Genomic DNA, 17901 nt, shown 5'->3' on the forward strand with positions numbered 1-17901 from the left:
CAACCAACAGATTAAAGGAATAGAGTGATGGGTTCGGCATATCTGCAGATTATCTGATTCACTATTTGTCGACCTGAACTATACCCTAACCTGATGTCAGAATGATTGTCGGAATCGTGTCAGAATAGAGTGTGAATCCGCATTTATTGGCAGATGAGATCAAAGGTCATAGAGTTCATCCTGACAACTGCCGATAGATGGAAATTGGCCCCATACCAAGGGAAGAATCCGGGACGTTCATGATTTTGTTTACTTGTCGAGTTGCATTTTATGTTGGGGAGAGTTTGCGCAGGACGTGATCTACGAGGCAGAATTGATGACACGGGACAATGTGCTTTTGTAATGGGCAAGGTGTTCTGTAATACAGACCATAATTAATTTTAGATGTCTCGAACCAATTTAGTCCGCCCTAGCCGCGATGGCGATCAGTTCCATTATCTGTGGGCAGCACGCCGCTGCTTGGGGCTTCTGTCGGCGCAGAGCGATTTGGTCGCAATCAGCATCGAGGGGCCATCGCCGGACGAACGGGCGGGCGAGCCTCCGATCAGCGTCGGCGAGGAAGTTATCGATATCGCAGAATATTTCGGGAGCGAAGACTTCCAAGAAGCGCGGCTTGTCCGGTATATGCAGCTTAAACATTCGACGCTGCATGCAAGCGAGCCTTGGACCGCAAGTGGCTTGGAAAAAACTATCCAAGGTTTTACCAAGCGTTACCAAGAGCTGCTCCGGACCTTCTCGACCGATGAGCTCGCGGCGAAGCTCCAATTTTGGTTTGTTACCAACAGGCCAATCGTTTCGGATTTCGCGGAAGCCGTGGCCGATGCCGCAGCTGAGACCATACCACGTCATCCATACGAACTCCAGAAACTCGAACGATTTAGTAGCCTGGACGGCGATTTCCTCACTGCGTTTTTGAAGCTGCTGCATTTCGAAGATCGACAAGATGACTACTGGAATCAGCGCAACATTCTCTTTCAGGATGTGAGTGGATATCTACCGGACACCGATGTTGATGCCCCCTTGAAACTGAAGGAACTTGTCAACCGCAGGGCCCTGTCTGAAGGAGAACAGAACCCAACCATCACCAAGATGGATGTCCTAAGGGCTCTGAGCACTGACGAACGCCTGCTCTTTCCCGCTCCTTGTTTGATCGAGAGTCTGGATGGTGCTGTTCCCCGTGCCCAAGAGTCAGACATCATGCGGGCAATCTTCGGCGCCGCAGCTCCGGTCATCGTTCACGCCTCCGCCGGGGTCGGAAAGACGGTGTTCGCAAACCGTATCGCGCAGGGTCTTCCTGATGGATCCACGTGCATTTTGTATGACTGTTTCGGAAACGGTCAATACCGAAATGCATCTGGCTATCGTCACCGGCATAGAGATGCGCTCGTGCAAATTGTAAATGAACTTGCGGCAAAGGGCCTCTGTCATCTTCTGATTCCCTCTTCTCACGCCGATGCCCCGTCCTATGTGCGGGCGTTTATTCACCGGATGAACCAAGCGGCTACACTGGTGCGGCTTACCAATCCCAGTTCATTCCTGTGCATTGTGGTTGACGCGGCGGATAACGCCCAGATGGCAGCCGAAGAGATTGGCGAGGCGCGATCTTTCGTTCGCGACCTCATCCGGGAGAAAATGCCTGATAACGTTCGTCTAGTTTTTCTATGCCGCTCGCATCGTCAGAACTATCTTGATCCACCAGTCAACGTGATCCGATGCGAACTGGCGCCGTTCAGCCGTGAGGAAACGGCCGCCCATCTCAAGCAGAGGTTCTCAGACGCAAGCGAACACGATATCGATGAATTCCATCGCCTGAGTTCTCATAACCCGCGCGTCCAGGCGCTCGCCCTGTCGCGTAATAATCTCCTTTCTGATACGTTGCGACTGCTTGGGCCCAATCCGACAACCGTCGAAGGCACGATTAAAAGCTTGTTGGAAGGCGCCATCGCGAAGCTGAAGGATAGCGTCGGCCTCTTTGAAAAAGCCCAGTTCGACAAAATTTGTGCTGGTCTGGCGATCCTCCGCCCTCTGATCCCGATTCCAATTTTGTCTCAAATGTCAGATGTTGATGAGCAGGCTATCAAAAGTTTTGCCATCGATTTAGGTCGACCGCTGCTCCTTGCCGGTGATACCATTCAATTTTTCGATGAACCTGCCGAGACGTGGTTTCGCAAGGAATTCAAGCCGCCGGCCGGTGCTATGGATGGGTTTATCGCGAATCTGATGCCGCTGGCAACGAAAAGCGCTTACGTGGCATCGGTGCTGCCACAGTTGATGCTGGAGGCTGGGAAATTTTCCGAGCTTGTGGAATTAGCCCTCACCTCAGCAGCACTTCCAGAAACGAGTCCGCTCGAAAAGCACGATGTTGAACTGCAACGTCTGCAAATTGCACTGAAAGCAGGGCTACGGTCGAAGCGCTATCTTGATGCAGCCAAGCTTGCTCTGAAAGCAGGCGGCGAGACGGCCGGTTACGATCGGCAAAGAACAATTCTGCAAGCCAACACTGATCTGGCGGCAACGTTTCTGGAAACCGACCTTATTCAGGAAATCGTCTCCCGACGGATATTTGGCTCAGGCTGGCTCGGTTCACATCATGCCTATGAAGCGGCCTTTCTGTCAGGTCGTCCGGAACTTGTCAGTGATGCACGAAGCCGTCTGCGCATGGCCGAGGAGTGGTTGCGCAATTGGAGCCGATTGACCCCCGACGAGCGTAAAAATGAAGAGATTTCGGACCAAGATATCGTTGAGCTGACACTTGCCAATGTCAACATTCACGGCCCCGCAAGTGGCGCACACAGCCTTGGGTTCTGGCGACCGCGAGAAGTGTCATTCCGCGTTGGCCGGTCCGTGGCGAGGCGTCTTATCGATCACGGGCGGATTCAGGATGTGGATACACTTGCCCTTGCTGCCGGGAACAATCTTTGGCTTGTGCTTGCTATCACCGTCGAACTCCGTGAGATTCAGCGGATACCGCCGGTCGAAGTTACGCACCGGGCCCTTCGACTTGTCTCCAGCAAGCGAGTGAATTTGATGAACGACCACGCATGGGATGATCAGGAAACAGCCCTCGGTTCGGTAACCGCACTGGTCGAAGCGGGGTTGCAACAGGCGGTATGCACTGCGGATGAGGCAGCGGCGGTGCTTACGCGTTATCTTCCGAGCGAGCCCCCTCGGGCGCTATCGTCGCGATTCACGAAGTCACGATTTCCGATACTTCAGGCGTATTGCTTGCGTGCGGCTTTACGGGGGCATGTACTGGACGTCCGCGACCTGGCCCATCCAGAGCTGCGGGCTGAGATAGACAAGAAAGCCCAGCATTCCACATCACGCGATCTCCATGAGTTTCAGGAAGACATTGGCGCCCTGCTTCCGTGGCATCAGCTTTCGGCGTCAGTTTTTCTCGGTCGTGTGTCGATAGCATTGCTGGACGACGAACTTAAAAGGACGTGCGAGGTGTCTAAGAGCGCGCGAAAAGCATACTATCTCGACGATTTCCACACATCAAACGAGATCGCTCTGCTGTGGTTGAACATTTTGCACCAACTCGACGCGGCGGATGAGTCAACATTGGCAGCCTTTTCGCAATGGAAGGACAGTCTGAGGAGGCAGCTCTTCACACCCACCCTGACCACTCTCGCGCGGTTATGCGGTCAGAAAGAAGCAACAAGGGCAGCAGCGCTCAAATTTGCTCTCGAAGCGTTTAATCTCACCAAGGAAGAACGATCCGATGCGGACAGCAAATCCGAAGGCTACATCGATGCAGCTCGCGCTATTCTTCTGGTGAGCAAGTCAGAAGCGGAAGCATATTTCAATGATGCAGTTGAGGTCGCGAGCAAGATTGGTGACGAGAATCTTTCACGCTGGGACGCCATTTTGGGCTTGGCGGATCGTGCCGCTCGTACTGACCGCCCCTCACCAGAGATCGCCTATCATTTTGCGCGCTGTGCCGAACTAACGTACGATTATGTCCGAGATAAGCACTTTGATTGGGAATCCACCATCGAGGCACTCTGTGGCCTTTGCCCGGCGTCATCCTTGGCGATACTGAGCCGTTGGCGAGACCGAAATTTCGGATACTCTGAACGGATACTCCCTGTGGCTATAAGGCGACTGATTCAATGCGGAAGCTTGGATGCACGCGACGCACCGCCCCTAATCGGTTTTCGTGCACACTGGACATACGACCGATTACTCGAAAGCGTGCTATCAAAGTATTCAACACAAGCCGATAAAGAGGCCGAGACCGCGCATCTTTATCGGTACATGCAATTCAACGAAGGAGATCTCTCTAGGTTCAAGGAAATTACTTCCAGGCATAACGTGACGATAGATGGCCTCGATGAGGTTATTGCCTTTAATGAGACAAAAAAGAGTGCAGGCAGACGAGAGAAATACGAACAGGTTGACGGCCCAAATTATGTGCTAGCCAAGTCCGCGCGGGATTGGGATGGCGTGTTTTCTGGCTGCAATCTGACCAATGCCGATGGCCTTTCACAAGCCTTTGCAGCATTCAAAAATACTGAGTCGCCGTGGGATCACGATCAGTTTTTCGAGGAAGCCATCGGGCGCGTGCCGGTTGGCTCTGAAGCAGCCTTCATTCAGGCCATTGGCAACGTTCCTGAATTAGGTCTTTACCATTTTCGGACTTTCTTGGAGCAGGTTCCGGATGCATGGAAAGACCGACCATCGACAACGCGCGCACTTGCTTTTACGCTCAAAGTTTTTTGTCGCCGCTACTGCATGGAAATTGCGAAAAACCGATACTATGAAGTGCTGCCTTTCAAGACGGCCGGCACCTTGGCGGGGATGAGTGAAGTCGAAATAGTCGATGTCGTGCTCGACGCCGTTGGAGAAGCACCCGACCTCGCGGATTCCAACCGACTCTTCTCGCTAGTTGGCCTAATTGCCATCAAGCTATCGGAAGACGAAGCACTGGAGGCTTTAAGCTTTGGCCTCGAACTCTTTACTCCGGTTTTGGAAGAAAAAGATGGGGATGGCCCATGGTCAAACGAGCTCTTGCCACCCACTGACGTTAAGGTTTCGCTGGCAGGTTACATCTGGGCGTCCATGGCAGCACCCGATGCCGTCATACGGTGGGAAGGCGCACATGTGGTTGTGGGACTTGTTGTCCTGGGACGACAAGATGTTCTCGGCCATGTTTTCAAGTTCGCTGCAGATAGGAAGAGCGGACCCTTTGCGGATGCGAGACTGCCTTTTTATATGCTACATGCGCGTCAATGGTTCCTAATTGGCATCGCACGCGCTGCAGTCGAATCTCCAGCGGTACTTACGCCTTTTGCGAACCAGCTTGTGGATTGGGCTTTGAATGACCAGCCTCACGTTCTGATCAGGCAGTTTTCCGCGCGAGCAGTGCTCACGCTCATTAATAATGGGGCTTTGGCAGACCGGGATAGTCTCAAGGATCGCCTTGACCACGTTAATGTATCACCACACTCTGTCGTTGAATCCAAATCCTTCGATCGCGTTCGTTATAAGAAAAAAGAGAAAACATATACCAACGAAGACGATCGTTTTTACTTTGGTATCGACATCGGACCATATTGGTACGAACCTCTGGGCCGTGTGTTCGCAATGTCACAAAACGAGGTCGAGTCAGAGGCGCTTAAAATAATCAGAAAGGACTTCGGTTACACAGCTAGCGGGCGATGGGATGAAGATGAGCGGAGCAGACGAAAGCTCTACGAAGACAATTACACCCGTCATTCCCACGGTTCGTATCCACGTGCCGACACGCTCCATTTTTATCTTGCTTATCATGCTATGATGGTCGTTGCCGGAAACCTATTGGCCAGTAAGCCTACGCATCGCGATTCGGTACATTGCGAAGAAGATGAATTCGCAGACTGGCTCGACCGTCACGATCTATCACGAAAGGATGGGCGTTGGCTTTGGGATCGACGCGATCCGACGCCGCAGGAACGCTCCGTTTGGCAGGATCGAAAGGAGGATGGCGACGCATATAGGAGTATCGCAGCAGAAGATTTCGACGAGGTGCTCAAGGCCACCAATATGATTAACGTTTGGGGATACTGGACAGCTGCTGATTCCGAGAATGAGCAATCGACCCGTATCTACAGTGCGTTAGTGTCGCCCGATAAGTCGCTCTCGCTTCTCAGAGCACTCGGCACGGCTAAGAGCTTTTATGATTACGCGATACCGAGAGCGGGAAGTGATATGGAGATAGATAAGTTCGGTTTTTCGCTTAAGGGTTGGATAGTCGACAATAATGGAAACCAGGGATTGGATGGTCTTGATCGTTGGGCCGGGGGGATCAGTTTCCCTCCAGCGATGCCCGCGCGTCAAATCATTGATGTGATGGGGCTCGAAACCGACTCGGATCGCAGACTTTGGAAAGATAGAGGGAAATCAGTTGTCATGGTATCCCAGGTATGGGGTCATTACGATGAGGCCAAGCACTACGAAAGCAGAAATCCGGAATGCGGAAGTCGTCTTCAAGGCTCGTTGGGCTTATTAACCTCGATGTTGGCCAAACTCGATCGTGATCTGATTATTGAAGTGCAGATTGAGCGCCGTCGACGATATCAACCATACAAAAGCGGTGTTAATGATGACAAAAATCGAATTCCTACGAAAGCCAGACTCTACCTCCTCGGAGCAGATGGACAGTTTCGCACACTCTGAACGCATTTTGGCTTTAGGCCGCAAACTGGTAGAGGAACTTGGGATAGAGCCATCAGTGGATACCCTTGACCGTTGGATGGCGCATTATATCGCCGATCTTATCGTCAAGGCGGAAAACGCAACGGACGAAGAGAAGAGTTTGGCCGAACAGAATTGTTTCGAAGCGATTATGGTGCTTTGGAAACATCGTGCAGAATTGCCAAATGGTAAACGTCCTTTTGAAAATTTAGAACCAGTCATTCGCGCTATCGAAAGTCTCGATCCGGAAAATGAAACTCCTCGCTACTTTCGTTCATCCCGCTGGCCAAACGAGAAAAACACGGAACAATCTGAAGCGGATAGTTGGCTTGCCATGGTAGACGGGCTTGATTACTCGGCGAAGGTACTTATCGGGTATTGTCTGTCTGAAGCAGCACGGGCTGCAGTGGACAAGTCCGTGGAGTGGGTCAAACTCGCAGATGCCGCAGAGGCTGAACAAGGTGTCCCGGAAATCGTGATCCGTTTCGTTTCGAGTAATGCGGATCTCGGAAAGGATCTCTACCCCAATGCCGATGTTCGGCGGCGACAGCAAGAAAAAATTAAACGGTTAGAAGGCTTCATGAAGCTGGCCGAGTCAGTTGCATCCGATTTGAAAGCTAAGCTCGAATCCTTCCCACTTCCTGAAGAAGACGTTGATATTACTGCTGAGACGTTGTCCAAGTCCGAACCCAAAGATCCGGGGGACATCTGATGAGTTTGTTCATCGAATCGAGCGTAGAAAAGGCTGCTCTCGCCGGGTTGGAAAGCATGTAGTGGACCCCGATTTTCAGACAGTTGATTAAGGTGGTAACTTGTTCAATAAACCTTCCTGTTGATGCATAACAACATCAGTCACCCGACCCGACCTTGGGGGATTGGATTCGGCAGTAGTTTCGTCGGGCGGGTGATGATGAGCGCTCAGTATCTGATGACTCTTTTTATGTAATGATTGTTGTATAATATTAGTTATGTCAAGCCAATATTCTTAATCCCCGGACCTTCTGTGATTTCGGCTTCTTTATAAACAAGGCTGGCGAGTTGCGCCCGAAGCCGGCAGCTTGTATTATGGACCTGGTTTCAGTCGCGCTTTTCTGCCCCCTTTTTTTGTGTGAGGATCCCGCTCCCGCACTCGAAAATCCTACGAAAACAATAAGGATACCCCAACATGAACAGCCACCAGCCCCTCAACGGAAAATCAGGCGAAACGTTTTCGATGCCGGTTGACGACATCTCGATGAGCTGCCGCGTTTTCGGGGAAGGCTATCCGCTTGTCTTCATCATGGGCTACGGCAGTACCATGAACCTCTGGGAACCGGGTCTGCTTGATTTGTTTGCGTCGCGTTTCAAAGTGATTGTGTTCGATAACCGGGGCATGGGAGATACCGGCGAGGGAACGGAGGACTATTCGATAGTCCGCATGGCCGACGATACGGCAGGGCTTATGCGAGCCCTGAACATTCAGCAGGCGCATGTGCTTGGCTGGTCGATGGGTTCACTTATCGCGCAGGAACTGGTTTTTCGTCACCCCTCTCTGTTGAGCAAACTGGTGCTCTATGCCGCACATTGCGATGCAAAGATGTTTCCCCCTTCTCTCGAAGTGCTGTCGATGCTTACCGACACGTCAGGGACGCCTGAAGAGCGCGGTATGCGCTATATCGGCGTCCTCTTTCCTAAAGCGGGGATGGCGGCCAATGGCCAGCGCCTGAAGGAGATCTTTTATCGCCCCATGGGACGCATTCCGGAGGATATCACTGTGAAGCAGTCAGATGCGATCGATTCATGGAGCGGCACGACTGAGCGCTTGCCATTGCTGGATAAGCCGACGCTGATCATAACCGGATCGGAAGATTGGTTGGTGAGCCCTCAAAACGCACAATATCTTGCTGAGAAGATCCCTCATCCACATGCGCAGTTATGCGTTGTGGAGAACGCAGGGCACGGCCTCATGTTTCAGTATCCCGAACTCTTCTTTGAAAAGGTTGCAGCTTTTCTCCAATAGCCGGCAATCACCGGCGTTGCTGACTGTAAATCGGGGCGCACCGTTTTGCGCGTTGCCCTCACCGGCAGCACCCGGGCGATGTATCCTGAAGATAGGGTGTTGTGAAAGGGATGTGGCGCTGTGCGCGGTGGAAGACTATGCAATGCTGTTTTCTCCAGCCGGGTAAAAAAATCCTGACGTCACCTCGTTCGCCCTTGAGGTGACTCATTAAGAATAAGTCATTTTTTTCAATGGGTTGGCGTTTGGATGATTTTCAGATTCCGCATGAAGTGCAAAAGTATGTGCGCTTGAGGAACTATTCCTGCTTATCCAGCTGTTTTTCATTTACCGTGTGGTAGCAATGTCTTGTATGGCGGTACCCTCTGCCGCCCTGTGTCCTGATGGCACCCCTTTGCTCCACTTATCCCCTTTGTTTGCTGTCGTAATGGTTGTACGCCGTGGTATCGATGTTGCTTGATGCGTCAAAACTGTTTTTCAATGCGGTCTTTTGGAGCATGGCGGAATGACGGGGTTGCTGATGGATGCGGGTTATTGTCCGTCCTCAGCCGGTCAGCCTCTCTGACCGATCCCTTTAGTGAGGTGCAGCTTCAACGGGCCATTAAACCAAAAAGGATGGTGCCGTATGCTTGAAATCATTGCCATCGTACTGATTGTTCTCTGGCTGCTTGGATTGGTGTCTTCCTATTCCATGGGAGGCCTGATTCACATTCTTCTTGTCATTGCCGTGGTGGTTATTCTGATCCGTGTCATTCAGGGGCGGAGGATTTGAGGGTCGGTGGTATCCTTTATCTGAATCAATGAGCGGAATGACTTGACAGAATGAATTACTCGAATGAATCGAATGAACTCAACGGTATGAATTACTCGAATGAAATTAATGGAGATGCATGATGAACATGAAAGATGCCTATAAGCAGAAGGCGGAGGCTGAGCTGGAGCTCGCGCGTGTCAAAGTTTCTGAGTTCAAGGCCAGAGCAAAGGATTTTACAGCTGATGCCCGCATCAGATATGCCAAGGATCTTGACGAGCTTGAGCATGGCGTGGATGCGGCAAAGGTGAGGCTGAAGGAGCTTGCTGAGTCTGGAGAGGATGGGTGGGAGAAATTGAAGGATGGAATTGACTCAGCTATGCATGGAATACGTAAAGCGATGCATGATGTGGCCGAAAAGGTAAAGAATCTGAAGCATAATTAAATCAAAAAGGAGCGTGTCATGAAGATGTATGCGTTGTTGATGGTTGCGTTGCTTGCTCTTTCAGGGTGCAAGACATCGTACGAGGGCGAGATCAAGGGGTCCGCTATCCAGGAACCCTCAGAAGGCACTGCTGCAGTGCAGTCCGAGGCGGTCCCGGAAAAGTATTAGGTGGTGATGAAGTGATTCGGGCACCATCCGGAGGACGGGCCTGAGCATCCATTCATGTGTCAGCAGTCCGGAGGTGCTTTTTCTCTCTGAGATGCAGAGAGAGAGAGAGAGAGGGTGAGTGAGTGTGTGTGTGCGCGAGAGGTGAATATGCCGCCTCCTGCACCTCTTTTCGCATATGGCAAAGGGCACGGTGGTTGCCGTGCCCCTTGTTTTGGTGTGTGGAATGGAATTATGCCGGGGCCCTGAACCGTCTGCCCGGCTCTCTTCCGCACTCATGCCGTCATCCTCAAGCGGAGAAGCAGTTTCAGCTCTTTCTGGCAGTCACAGGAACGGCAATGAGGGTGTTTTTTTTCTCTTCGCCTGCCGAAAGAAAGGGAATGCTGATGTTCAGGGGAAGGCTGAGGTTCAGATTGCGGGGCAGGCTGGAGGCAAGGTTCTTCAGCTGCTCGCCGAGGCCGAAAGGAATATTGTCGGGCAGCGTTGCAATCACCAGGTTCACGGCGCCGGTGAGCGCATTCATGAGCTCGCCGACCGGATCCTCGCTTTTAAGTTCGCCCTTCTGGATGCGGCCGAAGAGGTTGCTGATGCCCGGCATGATTTTCTCTGCAGTGTCCCTGCCCATATCGGCTCCGTAGCTGAAGAGCCCGAGCGGGTTGTTGAAGAGCAGGCTGCGCACTTCTTCGGGTCTGGAGAGTACCCTCACCGTTCCTTCTTTTTCCAGTACAGCCTGACAGGCCATCCTGCCGCCCGCATTGATCTGGCGCTCAGAGAGGAACGCTTTTTCCACGTCGGAGAGCGGTGAAAGGCATTCGGCACCTTCCTCTACGGTCACATAGCAGGTCTGGCAGACGCCGTTGCCGGCGCAGACATAGCCGACATGGCTGTGGTTCTTTTGGGCGACATGGATGAGTTTCTGGCCTACAGTGGCCACTGCGGTCTTTTCGTTGATGGTGATGTTCATGATTGATTGATTGCGCTTTGTTGGTTAGGAGGAACCCCTGCCGGGCATCGCTCTTTGCCGGTGGTTCCCCTTGAGATGAAATACTATGGCGAAAATATAAGCTTTTCAGGCGATAACCCCTACAGACTTCGCTTCAGTTGCGGCGGTACAGAGGCAGCGGTATCTGTCGTAACGGTCACTGTATCCGCCTTGTCGCACTGCATCGCTGTACCCGGCACCATGATGCCGCTGCACTTTCGGTGCTGCTGCCAATCGGATGCCTGCGGTGAAGTGCGTTGTCAGTTATCAGCCGGAAACAGCCCCGTGAAATTCGGGTTGTCGGTCCTGCGGCGGAATGCGGGTATGATGGAACCCTCTTTCCTGATGTTATCATCTGCAGACCCGAAAAACGGGGTATAGCGGGAGGTCGTTGTGTTCTGCTCCGGGGCATTGGCCTGCGGGGTGGCAAAGGGGCCTTCAATCGGGATGTTCCTTCTTACATAGGCAGGGGTTGCAAGGTCTTCGGCCGGGGCTCGGCCTTCAGCTGCCTTGGGTGGTATGATCAGCGGAGTTTTCGGTTCTTCGGGTGCTTTATGCGGCTGGTGGGTGAAGCCGGTGACGATGATGGTTACGCGGGCCTCATTTTCCCTCAGTTGCTGGTCGACATAGCCGTTGATGATTTTAGCCTTGTTGCCGACCTGCTCGCCGATGAAGCGCATCGCGTCCTGGAGGTCCTGCATCTCAACTTTCCCGGAAATGTTCACCAGAAGGCCTTTGGCATCGTTGAGGCAGACCCCGTCGAGAAGGGGGCTCTCGAGGGCGGCTGTTGCGGCCCGTAACGCCTTGCGCTGGCCGGCGGCCGCCGCTGAGCCCATGAGGGCGTCGCCGCCTCCTGCCATGATGCTTCGTACGTCGGCAAAATCAACGTTGACATGGCCGTGGAAGGTGATGATGTCGGAAATGCTTTTTGCCGCCTGGTAGAGGATCTCGTTCACCATGTTGTAGACCTCGGTGGTGCTTGCCCGCTCTTCGGCCGAAGCGGCGATCTTCTCGTTTTCGACCAGAATCAGGGTGTCGATGTGTTTGCGGAGTTCCGAAATGCCCTCATCAGCGATTGCGGCCGAAATCCTTCCCTCGAACCCGAACGGCCTGGTGACGACGCCGATGGTGAGGATCCCCATGCTTCTGGCGATGGCGGCGATCACCGGTGCGGCTCCGGTACCGGTTCCTTTACCCATGCCTGCCGTGATGAACACCAGGTCGGCGCCCTTGAGCTGTTCTGTAATGGCATCGCGGTCCTCCTCGGCTGCCTTGCGGCCCACCGCCGGATCCGCCCCCGCTCCGAGTCCGCCGGTCGTCTCCCGGCCGATCTTCACCCGGTTGATGGCTTTCGAGTGCCTGAGCGCCTGCTGGTCGGTATTGAAGACGACGTAGCGCACCCCCTCGATGTTCCTTTCGATCATGCCGTTGACGGCATTGCCTCCGCACCCTCCGACACCGACAATCATGATGCCGGCTCCCTGCAGCTCTTCTTCGGCATGCATGCCGGGATCGACTTCAAATGGCATGTTCGTTCTCCTTCTCTTCGGGTGTATCTGTTGTGCCTGTATTCCTGAATGTTTTCGTCCAAAAGAGGCCTGTGCCGGGAATGCCTGCGGTGAGGCGCTTTCCTTTCGGGCCCATGGTGAACTTCGCACCCCGGGGCCCGGCGGAAATCGATATGCCGGACTTGCTGAGGTTGAGGGTAAGGCCGGGGAAAAGGGTAATCCTTTTCCAGAATCTGAATGCCATACGGTTTGGCTGTTGTGGCGGATGCCGTGGGGGAGATGGCGCCTCTTTTCAGTACTTCAGGCTTTTGATGCAATATATGCAGTGGGGTGCCTGGAGGGAAAAAGATAATGCCGGGGTGCCTGCGTGCAACCAGCCGGCCGTCATTCAAACCGTCATTCAAGCCGTCATTCAAGCCGTCATTCAAGCCGTCATTCAAGCCGTCATTCCGGACCTTCTTCCGGACCTCCCGGGCTGGAGGTTCCGGGGCTCAGAGGGTTGTGGCGGCCAGATAGAGCGTGTATGCGACGTAGGCGGCAAGCAGGATTGAGCCCTCGACACGGTTGATTCTTCCGTTACTGCTGCGGAAGCTGTAGCCGAAGATGAAGAGCGAGACGGTGAGGGCGAACATGGTCGAGATGTCGCGGGTGAAAAGCTCCGGTGCGGCACCAAGCGGGTTCAGGGCCCCTGCGATACCGACGACAGCAAGGGTATTGAAGAGGTTGGAGCCGAGGATGTTGCCGAGGGCAATCTCATCCTCTCCCTTCCGGGCTGCTGCAACCGAGGACGCAAGCTCCGGAAGGGAGGTCCCGATGGCGACAATGGTCAGGCCGATGAGCAGTTCATCGATGCCGAATCCGCGTGCGACCTCCACCGCTCCCCACACAAGGATGCGGGAACTGGTGACGAGCAGCAGCAGGCCGACGGCAAGGAGCATCAGTGCTTTTTTGAGCGGCATGGTATGCTCGGCCAGTTCCGCGGCAATCTCGAGTCCGAATTCATCCCGCCGGTTCCTGATGCCTTCCCGGATGGTCCAGAGCATGAGGGCGGCGAAAACGGAGAGGAGCACCCATGCATCGCTGCGGGAAATCATGCCGTCCTGCAGCTGCAGGACAGCAAGCAGGGAAACGAGGGTCAGAACAGGCAGCTCCCGCCGCAGTATTTTTGAGTCGACCGTTATCGGGTTGATGAGGGCGGTGATGCCGAGAATCAGGGCAATGTTGGTGATGTTTGAGCCATAGGCATTGCCGAGGGCGATGCCGGGGGACCCCTCGAGGGAGGCAAGCGAGGAAACGACCATTTCGGGTGCCGAGGTGCCGAACCCTACAACCACCATGCCGATGAGCAGCGGTGGCATCCTGAAATGCGATGCCGTGGCAGCGGCTCCATCAACAAAACGATCGGCGCTCCAGACAAGAAGCACAAGGCCGAGGACGACAGCAAGCAGTGCGGGAACCATGAAGAGGGGTATGGAAAATGGTTATGATGATGCTTGGAATGTAATGATTGCAGCTCCTGAAAAAAAGTAATGCGGCATGCCTTCGCGGGGCTCTCGTTTTGGCGCCGGTCGTCGCGGTACGATGCCTCAGGGTGATATTGCACAAAGCGGCAGGAATCGTACCACAGCATCGGGACGAACCTGCCTGAAATCCACAACCCCCCGGACCGCCCCTGAAGAGGGGAGGCCCGTTCAGGCACTCCGCCGCCCGGTCTTTTTTTTGCGGTCGTTTCCACCAACTCCATCGAAGCGATGGTTATTGGTGTATATTCAACTGCTGCAAGATACACCACAGCCTGTTGGCTGCCCTCTCCATCGGAGACGGATAGCGGTTGAATGCATCAGCTTTCCCTTCCCCCTCACCCTGATAAACCCCTCTTCATTCATATGAGTTATTCACAGAAATCTCTCGATCTGCATCGCCAGGCGCGCGGCAAAATCGAAATACACTCTAAAGTCAGTCTGAACAACAAAGAGGATATGTCGGTGGCCTACACTCCCGGTGTTGCCGCCGTCTGCACGGAAATAGGCCGTGATAAAGAGAATTCCTACATCATGACCAATCGCGGCAGCCAGGTGGCAATCGTCTCTGACGGAACGGCCATCCTCGGGCTCGGCAACCTCGGACCGGAGGCGGCAATGCCCGTCATGGAGGGCAAGTCGATCATTTTCAAGGAGTTCGCCAATATCGACGCCATCCCCTTATGCATCAACTCGACGGACGTTGAGGAAATTGTCATGTTCTGCAGGCTTATAGAGCCGAGTTTTGCCGGCATCAACCTGGAAGATATCTCATCTCCCCGCTGCTTCGAGATTTTTGAACGGCTCGAACAGTCGCTCTCCATTCCGGTTTTTCATGATGATCAGGACGGCACCGCAATTGTGACTCTTGCGGCAATCATCAACGCCTGCCGCGTTACTAGGAGAGAAATGAAGGATCTCCGCGTGGTTGTCAATGGCGCCGGTGCTGCCGGCATAGCGATTGCCAGACTGCTTATCCATGCTGAGGTCAGCGATGTGGTTCTTGTTGATACCCGTGGTGCGCTGTATGAGGGATGGGAGGGCATGAACCCCATCAAAGAGGAGATTGCCCTGCGAAGCAACAGGCTGAAGCATGAGGGCGATCTGCAGAGCGCCATGGCCGGTGCCGATGTTTTTGTCGGCGTCTCTGTCGGCAATATCGTGACAGGGGAGATGATTGCCGGCATGAACCCCGCACCCTTCATCTTTCCGATGGCCAATCCGACTCCGGAAATCATGCCTGAAGATGCCCTCAAGGCGGGAGCCTGTATTGTCGGTACCGGCCGTTCGGATCTGCCGAACCAGGTCAACAACGCCCTTGTATTCCCCGGTCTTTTCAAGGGATTGCTGCAGACGGGCATACGAAAGATTACGCCGGAGATGAAAATCGCCGTCGCAGATGCCATAGCGCATGCAATCGTTCCGACGGCAGACCACCTGATGCCGACCATGTTCGACAAACAGGTCGTGGAGAATATCGTGACGGTTCTTGCCGGTATGGCTTCGAACTAACAGCGTTCCAGACGGATGCCGCCGGTCACGCTCCCGGACAGGCCTTTTTGCGGGTCTCTGAAAGGGGCTCGCTCCATAAGCCGCCAAGTGCAAGAGGGGAGTGAAGCCGCCGGTGTCGCCTCACGTCCTGCAATGACGTGATTATACCGGACCGGTTTGGATTTCATGGGAAAAAATAACTATATTGCTTTGCCGTTATGCTGTTATACTGAACGCCAGCAGCCGATTGAGAGACATCCCCTTTTATTTTTTAAGCGCTTCAGCTATGCCATATAGGAACTTCTTATGCCTTTCGCGTCATGTTGGCGGAAACACCCGCTCACTGTTTGGCATGATCCGTTCCTTCCTCCTGCTTTCCCTTCTCTTCTCCACCTTATTCCTGACTCCATCTTCCGACAGCTCTGCAGCTCCTGTTCCTGACCAGATCGACATCGAGCCCGTTACGGAAAAGGCCTCCGGCCCCATGCAGGGCTTTTTCAGCGACATCCGCCAGTTTTTCGGCATCCGCTACCGCTTCGGCGGGCAGAGCACGGCCGGGTTCGACTGCTCGGGGTTTGTTCGCTTCATGTTTGACCGGGGGTTCAATACGAAACTGCCCCGTACGTCTTCTGAAATGGCCGGCATCGGCCGGAAGGTCGAGCGCAGCGAGCTCAAGCCCGGCGACCTTGTGTTTTTCCAGACCCGCGGCGGCAAGCGCATCAGCCATGTAGGCATCTTCGTCGGCAATGACACCTTCGTCCATTCCTCCGTTTCCAAAGGCATCACTGAAGACCGGCTCCAGCAGAAATACTACGATAAACGATTTGCCGGCGCCGTAAGGGTACTTGACGAAATGATGCCCGAGGTCTCCGACCTGCCCGTGCCGTCCGACACCAATACTGCGGACGAAGAGGCGTCCTGACCGGGCGTTCCCTGCTTAGTTGTTCTCTTCCTCTCTCCCATACTCCCTTTTCCTATCATAGCTACGGCTGACCAGCCGCCTTTCCGTTCTAAAGGGCGGAGATACCCTCTTCTGCAATTTCCAGCGTTTTCAGCGGGTCGAATCCGTTGCCGTGTTCATGGGGGTAGCCTTTGGGGTTAGAGAGAACCCTCGTCTTTCCGATGCTGTACTCCATGGCCGTATGGCAATGGCCCGAGATCCACCAGGCGATGTCGTGCTGGAGGATCTCATGGTCCATGGAGGAGACAAACCCTCCATTCACCCTGTCGTTGCGGTAGGCGGGCATGATTGCCTGAAGTGAGGGGTGGTGGTGGGTGACTGCCATGACGGTGTAGCCGAGTGCCCTATAGCGGTCGGCTGCCCTGAATAGCTCTGATTTCTGCCGGTGATGGAGTGCGAGGGTGTATTCGGGGCGGAGTCGGGAGTATCGGGCTCCGGCCCTGATGAGGTGATAGTCGTTCAGTCCCTGACCCACGTCGAACATTGAGATGGGGTCGCTACCCTCGAAGTAGGTCCAGAGTGTGGTGCCGATGATGGCGATCTGTTCCTCCCGGAGAATCAGCTCTCCGGTAACGATGTTCTGCAGCCTATGGCGGCCGAGGGCTTCACTCCAGGAGTTCTTTTCGATATGGTCATGGTAGTACTCGTGGTTTCCCTCGATAATGAATACCGATCGGAACTGGCGGGAGCAGGCCGTGAGAAACCCCAGCCAGGTGTGTTCCCGGGTGAGGACCCCGATATCTCCGGCAAGTATAAGGACCGTCTCCGGATCGGTGTCAAGCGGGGGCACGCTGTAATCTTGTCGGGTCGTACCCTGCAGCACCTCATTGTGGATGTCGGACAGGATTCTGAAGAGCATGGGCGTTTCTGGGTATGATAACGAATACTGCATTGAATCCTGTCGGGAGGGAGGAATAAAGAGTGGTCAGATGCCTCTCAAGCAGGGCTCCTCCGTCTACTCCGCGGCTCTTATAGCGCCCTCTCATGAAGGTGGCGTCGGTGACTGGTTTTGCCTTACATCTGGATATTGGAGCTTCAGAGAACACCCTGCACGGTGTGTTGCAGCAACAATACTTCCGGCAGGGATCATTGCTGCGCGACCGGGCACATAGAGCGTTTTGGTGTCGGTGTCGAAATGCCTGAAGATTTCGGCGTTTCAGAAGCAGTTTCCTGTGACGCATGAAAAACGGGTGCGTCTCTGGATGGACGATATTCGTTTTGGTTTGATTATGCGATGCATTATTTTGTATGGAAAAACGAATAATAGTCGATTATCTATGTAAAATAAGATTTGATGCGGATTGAAAAGAGGCTCAGGCCATTCGGTGGCGTGCCGTTGACCCATAGTACCCTGCTTTCGTTACTCGCCGAATACCGATCACCAAACGACAAGATTGCCCGGAT

The 17901-nt window shown here is 53.8% G+C and carries 12 protein-coding genes; 7 read left to right on the forward strand and 5 right to left on the reverse strand.

All coding sequences use genetic code 11. The features are described 5' to 3' along the window. Window positions 1-384: 384 nt before the first annotated feature. The 5 genes from avs3a (at window position 385) to A3K90_RS00510 (ending at window position 9870) form a co-directional block, all read left to right on the forward strand. Window positions 385-6660 (forward strand): AVAST type 3 anti-phage nuclease/ATPase Avs3a, encoded by a 6276-nt coding sequence (gene avs3a, locus A3K90_RS00490; protein WP_303680655.1) that lies wholly within the window; start codon window positions 385-387, stop codon window positions 6658-6660. Then, window positions 6638-7390 (forward strand): AVAST type 3 anti-phage proein Avs3b, encoded by a 753-nt coding sequence (avs3b, locus tag A3K90_RS00495; protein WP_207387763.1) that lies wholly within the window; start codon window positions 6638-6640, stop codon window positions 7388-7390. The genes avs3a and avs3b overlap by 23 nt, the downstream gene beginning before the upstream one ends. A 453-nt stretch (window positions 7391-7843) precedes the next feature. Continuing rightward, entirely contained in the window at window positions 7844-8677 is an 834-nt protein-coding gene (locus A3K90_RS00500; protein ID WP_303680656.1) for an alpha/beta fold hydrolase, read from the forward strand. Window positions 8678-9299: 622 nt separating this feature from the next. Further along, window positions 9300-9446: a lmo0937 family membrane protein gene (locus A3K90_RS00505; RefSeq protein WP_303680657.1), complete on the forward strand. Its 147-nt coding sequence runs from the start codon at window positions 9300-9302 to the stop codon at window positions 9444-9446. A 121-nt stretch (window positions 9447-9567) separates the two neighbouring features. Then, window positions 9568-9870: a hypothetical protein gene (locus tag A3K90_RS00510; RefSeq protein ID WP_303680666.1), complete on the forward strand. Its 303-nt coding sequence runs from the start codon at window positions 9568-9570 to the stop codon at window positions 9868-9870. Window positions 9871-10342: 472 nt separating this feature from the next. Here A3K90_RS00510 and A3K90_RS00515 read toward each other — a convergent pair whose 3' ends face one another. The 4 genes from A3K90_RS00515 to A3K90_RS00530 form a co-directional block, all read right to left on the reverse strand. After that, window positions 10343-10999, reverse strand: a complete 657-nt coding sequence (locus tag A3K90_RS00515) for a 2Fe-2S iron-sulfur cluster-binding protein (protein ID WP_303680658.1) — start codon at window positions 10997-10999, stop codon at window positions 10343-10345. Between the two features lie 278 nt (window positions 11000-11277). Beyond that, window positions 11278-12546: a cell division protein FtsZ gene (gene ftsZ, locus A3K90_RS00520; RefSeq protein ID WP_303680659.1), complete on the reverse strand. Its 1269-nt coding sequence runs from the start codon at window positions 12544-12546 to the stop codon at window positions 11278-11280. After that, window positions 12536-12769 carry a DUF4236 domain-containing protein gene (locus A3K90_RS00525; RefSeq protein WP_303680660.1) on the reverse strand — a complete coding sequence of 78 codons (234 nt, stop codon included), beginning with the start codon at window positions 12767-12769 and terminating at the stop codon, window positions 12536-12538. Before A3K90_RS00525 ends, ftsZ begins: the two co-directional genes overlap by 11 nt. 247 nt (window positions 12770-13016) lie before the next feature. Next, complete coding sequence (locus tag A3K90_RS00530; protein ID WP_303680661.1) at window positions 13017-13985, reverse strand: calcium/sodium antiporter; 969 nt, start codon at window positions 13983-13985, stop codon at window positions 13017-13019. A gap of 426 nt (window positions 13986-14411) precedes the next feature. Here A3K90_RS00530 and A3K90_RS00535 point away from each other — a divergent pair, with 426 nt between their 5' ends. Together A3K90_RS00535 and A3K90_RS00540 are read left to right on the forward strand one after the other, a co-directional pair. Continuing rightward, the gene (locus A3K90_RS00535) at window positions 14412-15557 is read left to right on the forward strand and encodes an NADP-dependent malic enzyme (RefSeq protein WP_303680662.1); all 1146 of its coding nucleotides are present in this window, start codon (window positions 14412-14414) and stop codon (window positions 15555-15557) included. Between the two features lie 331 nt (window positions 15558-15888). Then, a complete protein-coding gene (locus A3K90_RS00540; protein WP_303680663.1) occupies window positions 15889-16458 on the forward strand; it encodes a C40 family peptidase in 570 nt (189 codons plus the stop codon). An 88-nt stretch (window positions 16459-16546) separates the two neighbouring features. Here the strand turns inward: A3K90_RS00540 and A3K90_RS00545 are convergent, their stop codons facing one another. Beyond that, the gene (locus A3K90_RS00545; RefSeq protein ID WP_303680664.1) at window positions 16547-17356 is read right to left on the reverse strand and encodes a metallophosphoesterase; all 810 of its coding nucleotides are present in this window, start codon (window positions 17354-17356) and stop codon (window positions 16547-16549) included. Between the last annotated feature and the right edge of the window lie 545 nt (window positions 17357-17901).

The sequence above is a fragment of the Pelodictyon luteolum genome, from assembly GCF_001622165.1.
Lineage (GTDB): Bacteria > Bacteroidota > Chlorobiia > Chlorobiales > Chlorobiaceae > Chlorobium > Chlorobium luteolum_B.

What these genes read in the sequence shown, in the direction of transcription:
- avs3a (WP_303680655.1), top strand. Translation starts at nt 385, where the DNA reads ATGTCTCGAACCAATTTAGTCCGCCCTAGCCGCGATGGCGATCAGTTC.
- avs3b (WP_207387763.1), top strand. Translation starts at nt 6,638, where the DNA reads ATGGACAGTTTCGCACACTCTGAACGCATTTTGGCTTTAGGCCGCAAA.
- A3K90_RS00500 (WP_303680656.1), top strand. Translation starts at nt 7,844, where the DNA reads ATGAACAGCCACCAGCCCCTCAACGGAAAATCAGGCGAAACGTTTTCG.
- A3K90_RS00505 (WP_303680657.1), top strand. Translation starts at nt 9,300, where the DNA reads ATGCTTGAAATCATTGCCATCGTACTGATTGTTCTCTGGCTGCTTGGA.
- A3K90_RS00510 (WP_303680666.1), top strand. Translation starts at nt 9,568, where the DNA reads ATGAACATGAAAGATGCCTATAAGCAGAAGGCGGAGGCTGAGCTGGAG.
- A3K90_RS00515 (WP_303680658.1), bottom strand. Translation starts at nt 10,999, where the DNA reads ATGAACATCACCATCAACGAAAAGACCGCAGTGGCCACTGTAGGCCAG.
- ftsZ (WP_303680659.1), bottom strand. Translation starts at nt 12,546, where the DNA reads ATGCCATTTGAAGTCGATCCCGGCATGCATGCCGAAGAAGAGCTGCAG.
- A3K90_RS00525 (WP_303680660.1), bottom strand. Translation starts at nt 12,769, where the DNA reads ATGGCATTCAGATTCTGGAAAAGGATTACCCTTTTCCCCGGCCTTACC.
- A3K90_RS00530 (WP_303680661.1), bottom strand. Translation starts at nt 13,985, where the DNA reads ATGGTTCCCGCACTGCTTGCTGTCGTCCTCGGCCTTGTGCTTCTTGTC.
- A3K90_RS00535 (WP_303680662.1), top strand. Translation starts at nt 14,412, where the DNA reads ATGAGTTATTCACAGAAATCTCTCGATCTGCATCGCCAGGCGCGCGGC.
- A3K90_RS00540 (WP_303680663.1), top strand. Translation starts at nt 15,889, where the DNA reads ATGATCCGTTCCTTCCTCCTGCTTTCCCTTCTCTTCTCCACCTTATTC.
- A3K90_RS00545 (WP_303680664.1), bottom strand. Translation starts at nt 17,356, where the DNA reads ATGCTCTTCAGAATCCTGTCCGACATCCACAATGAGGTGCTGCAGGGT.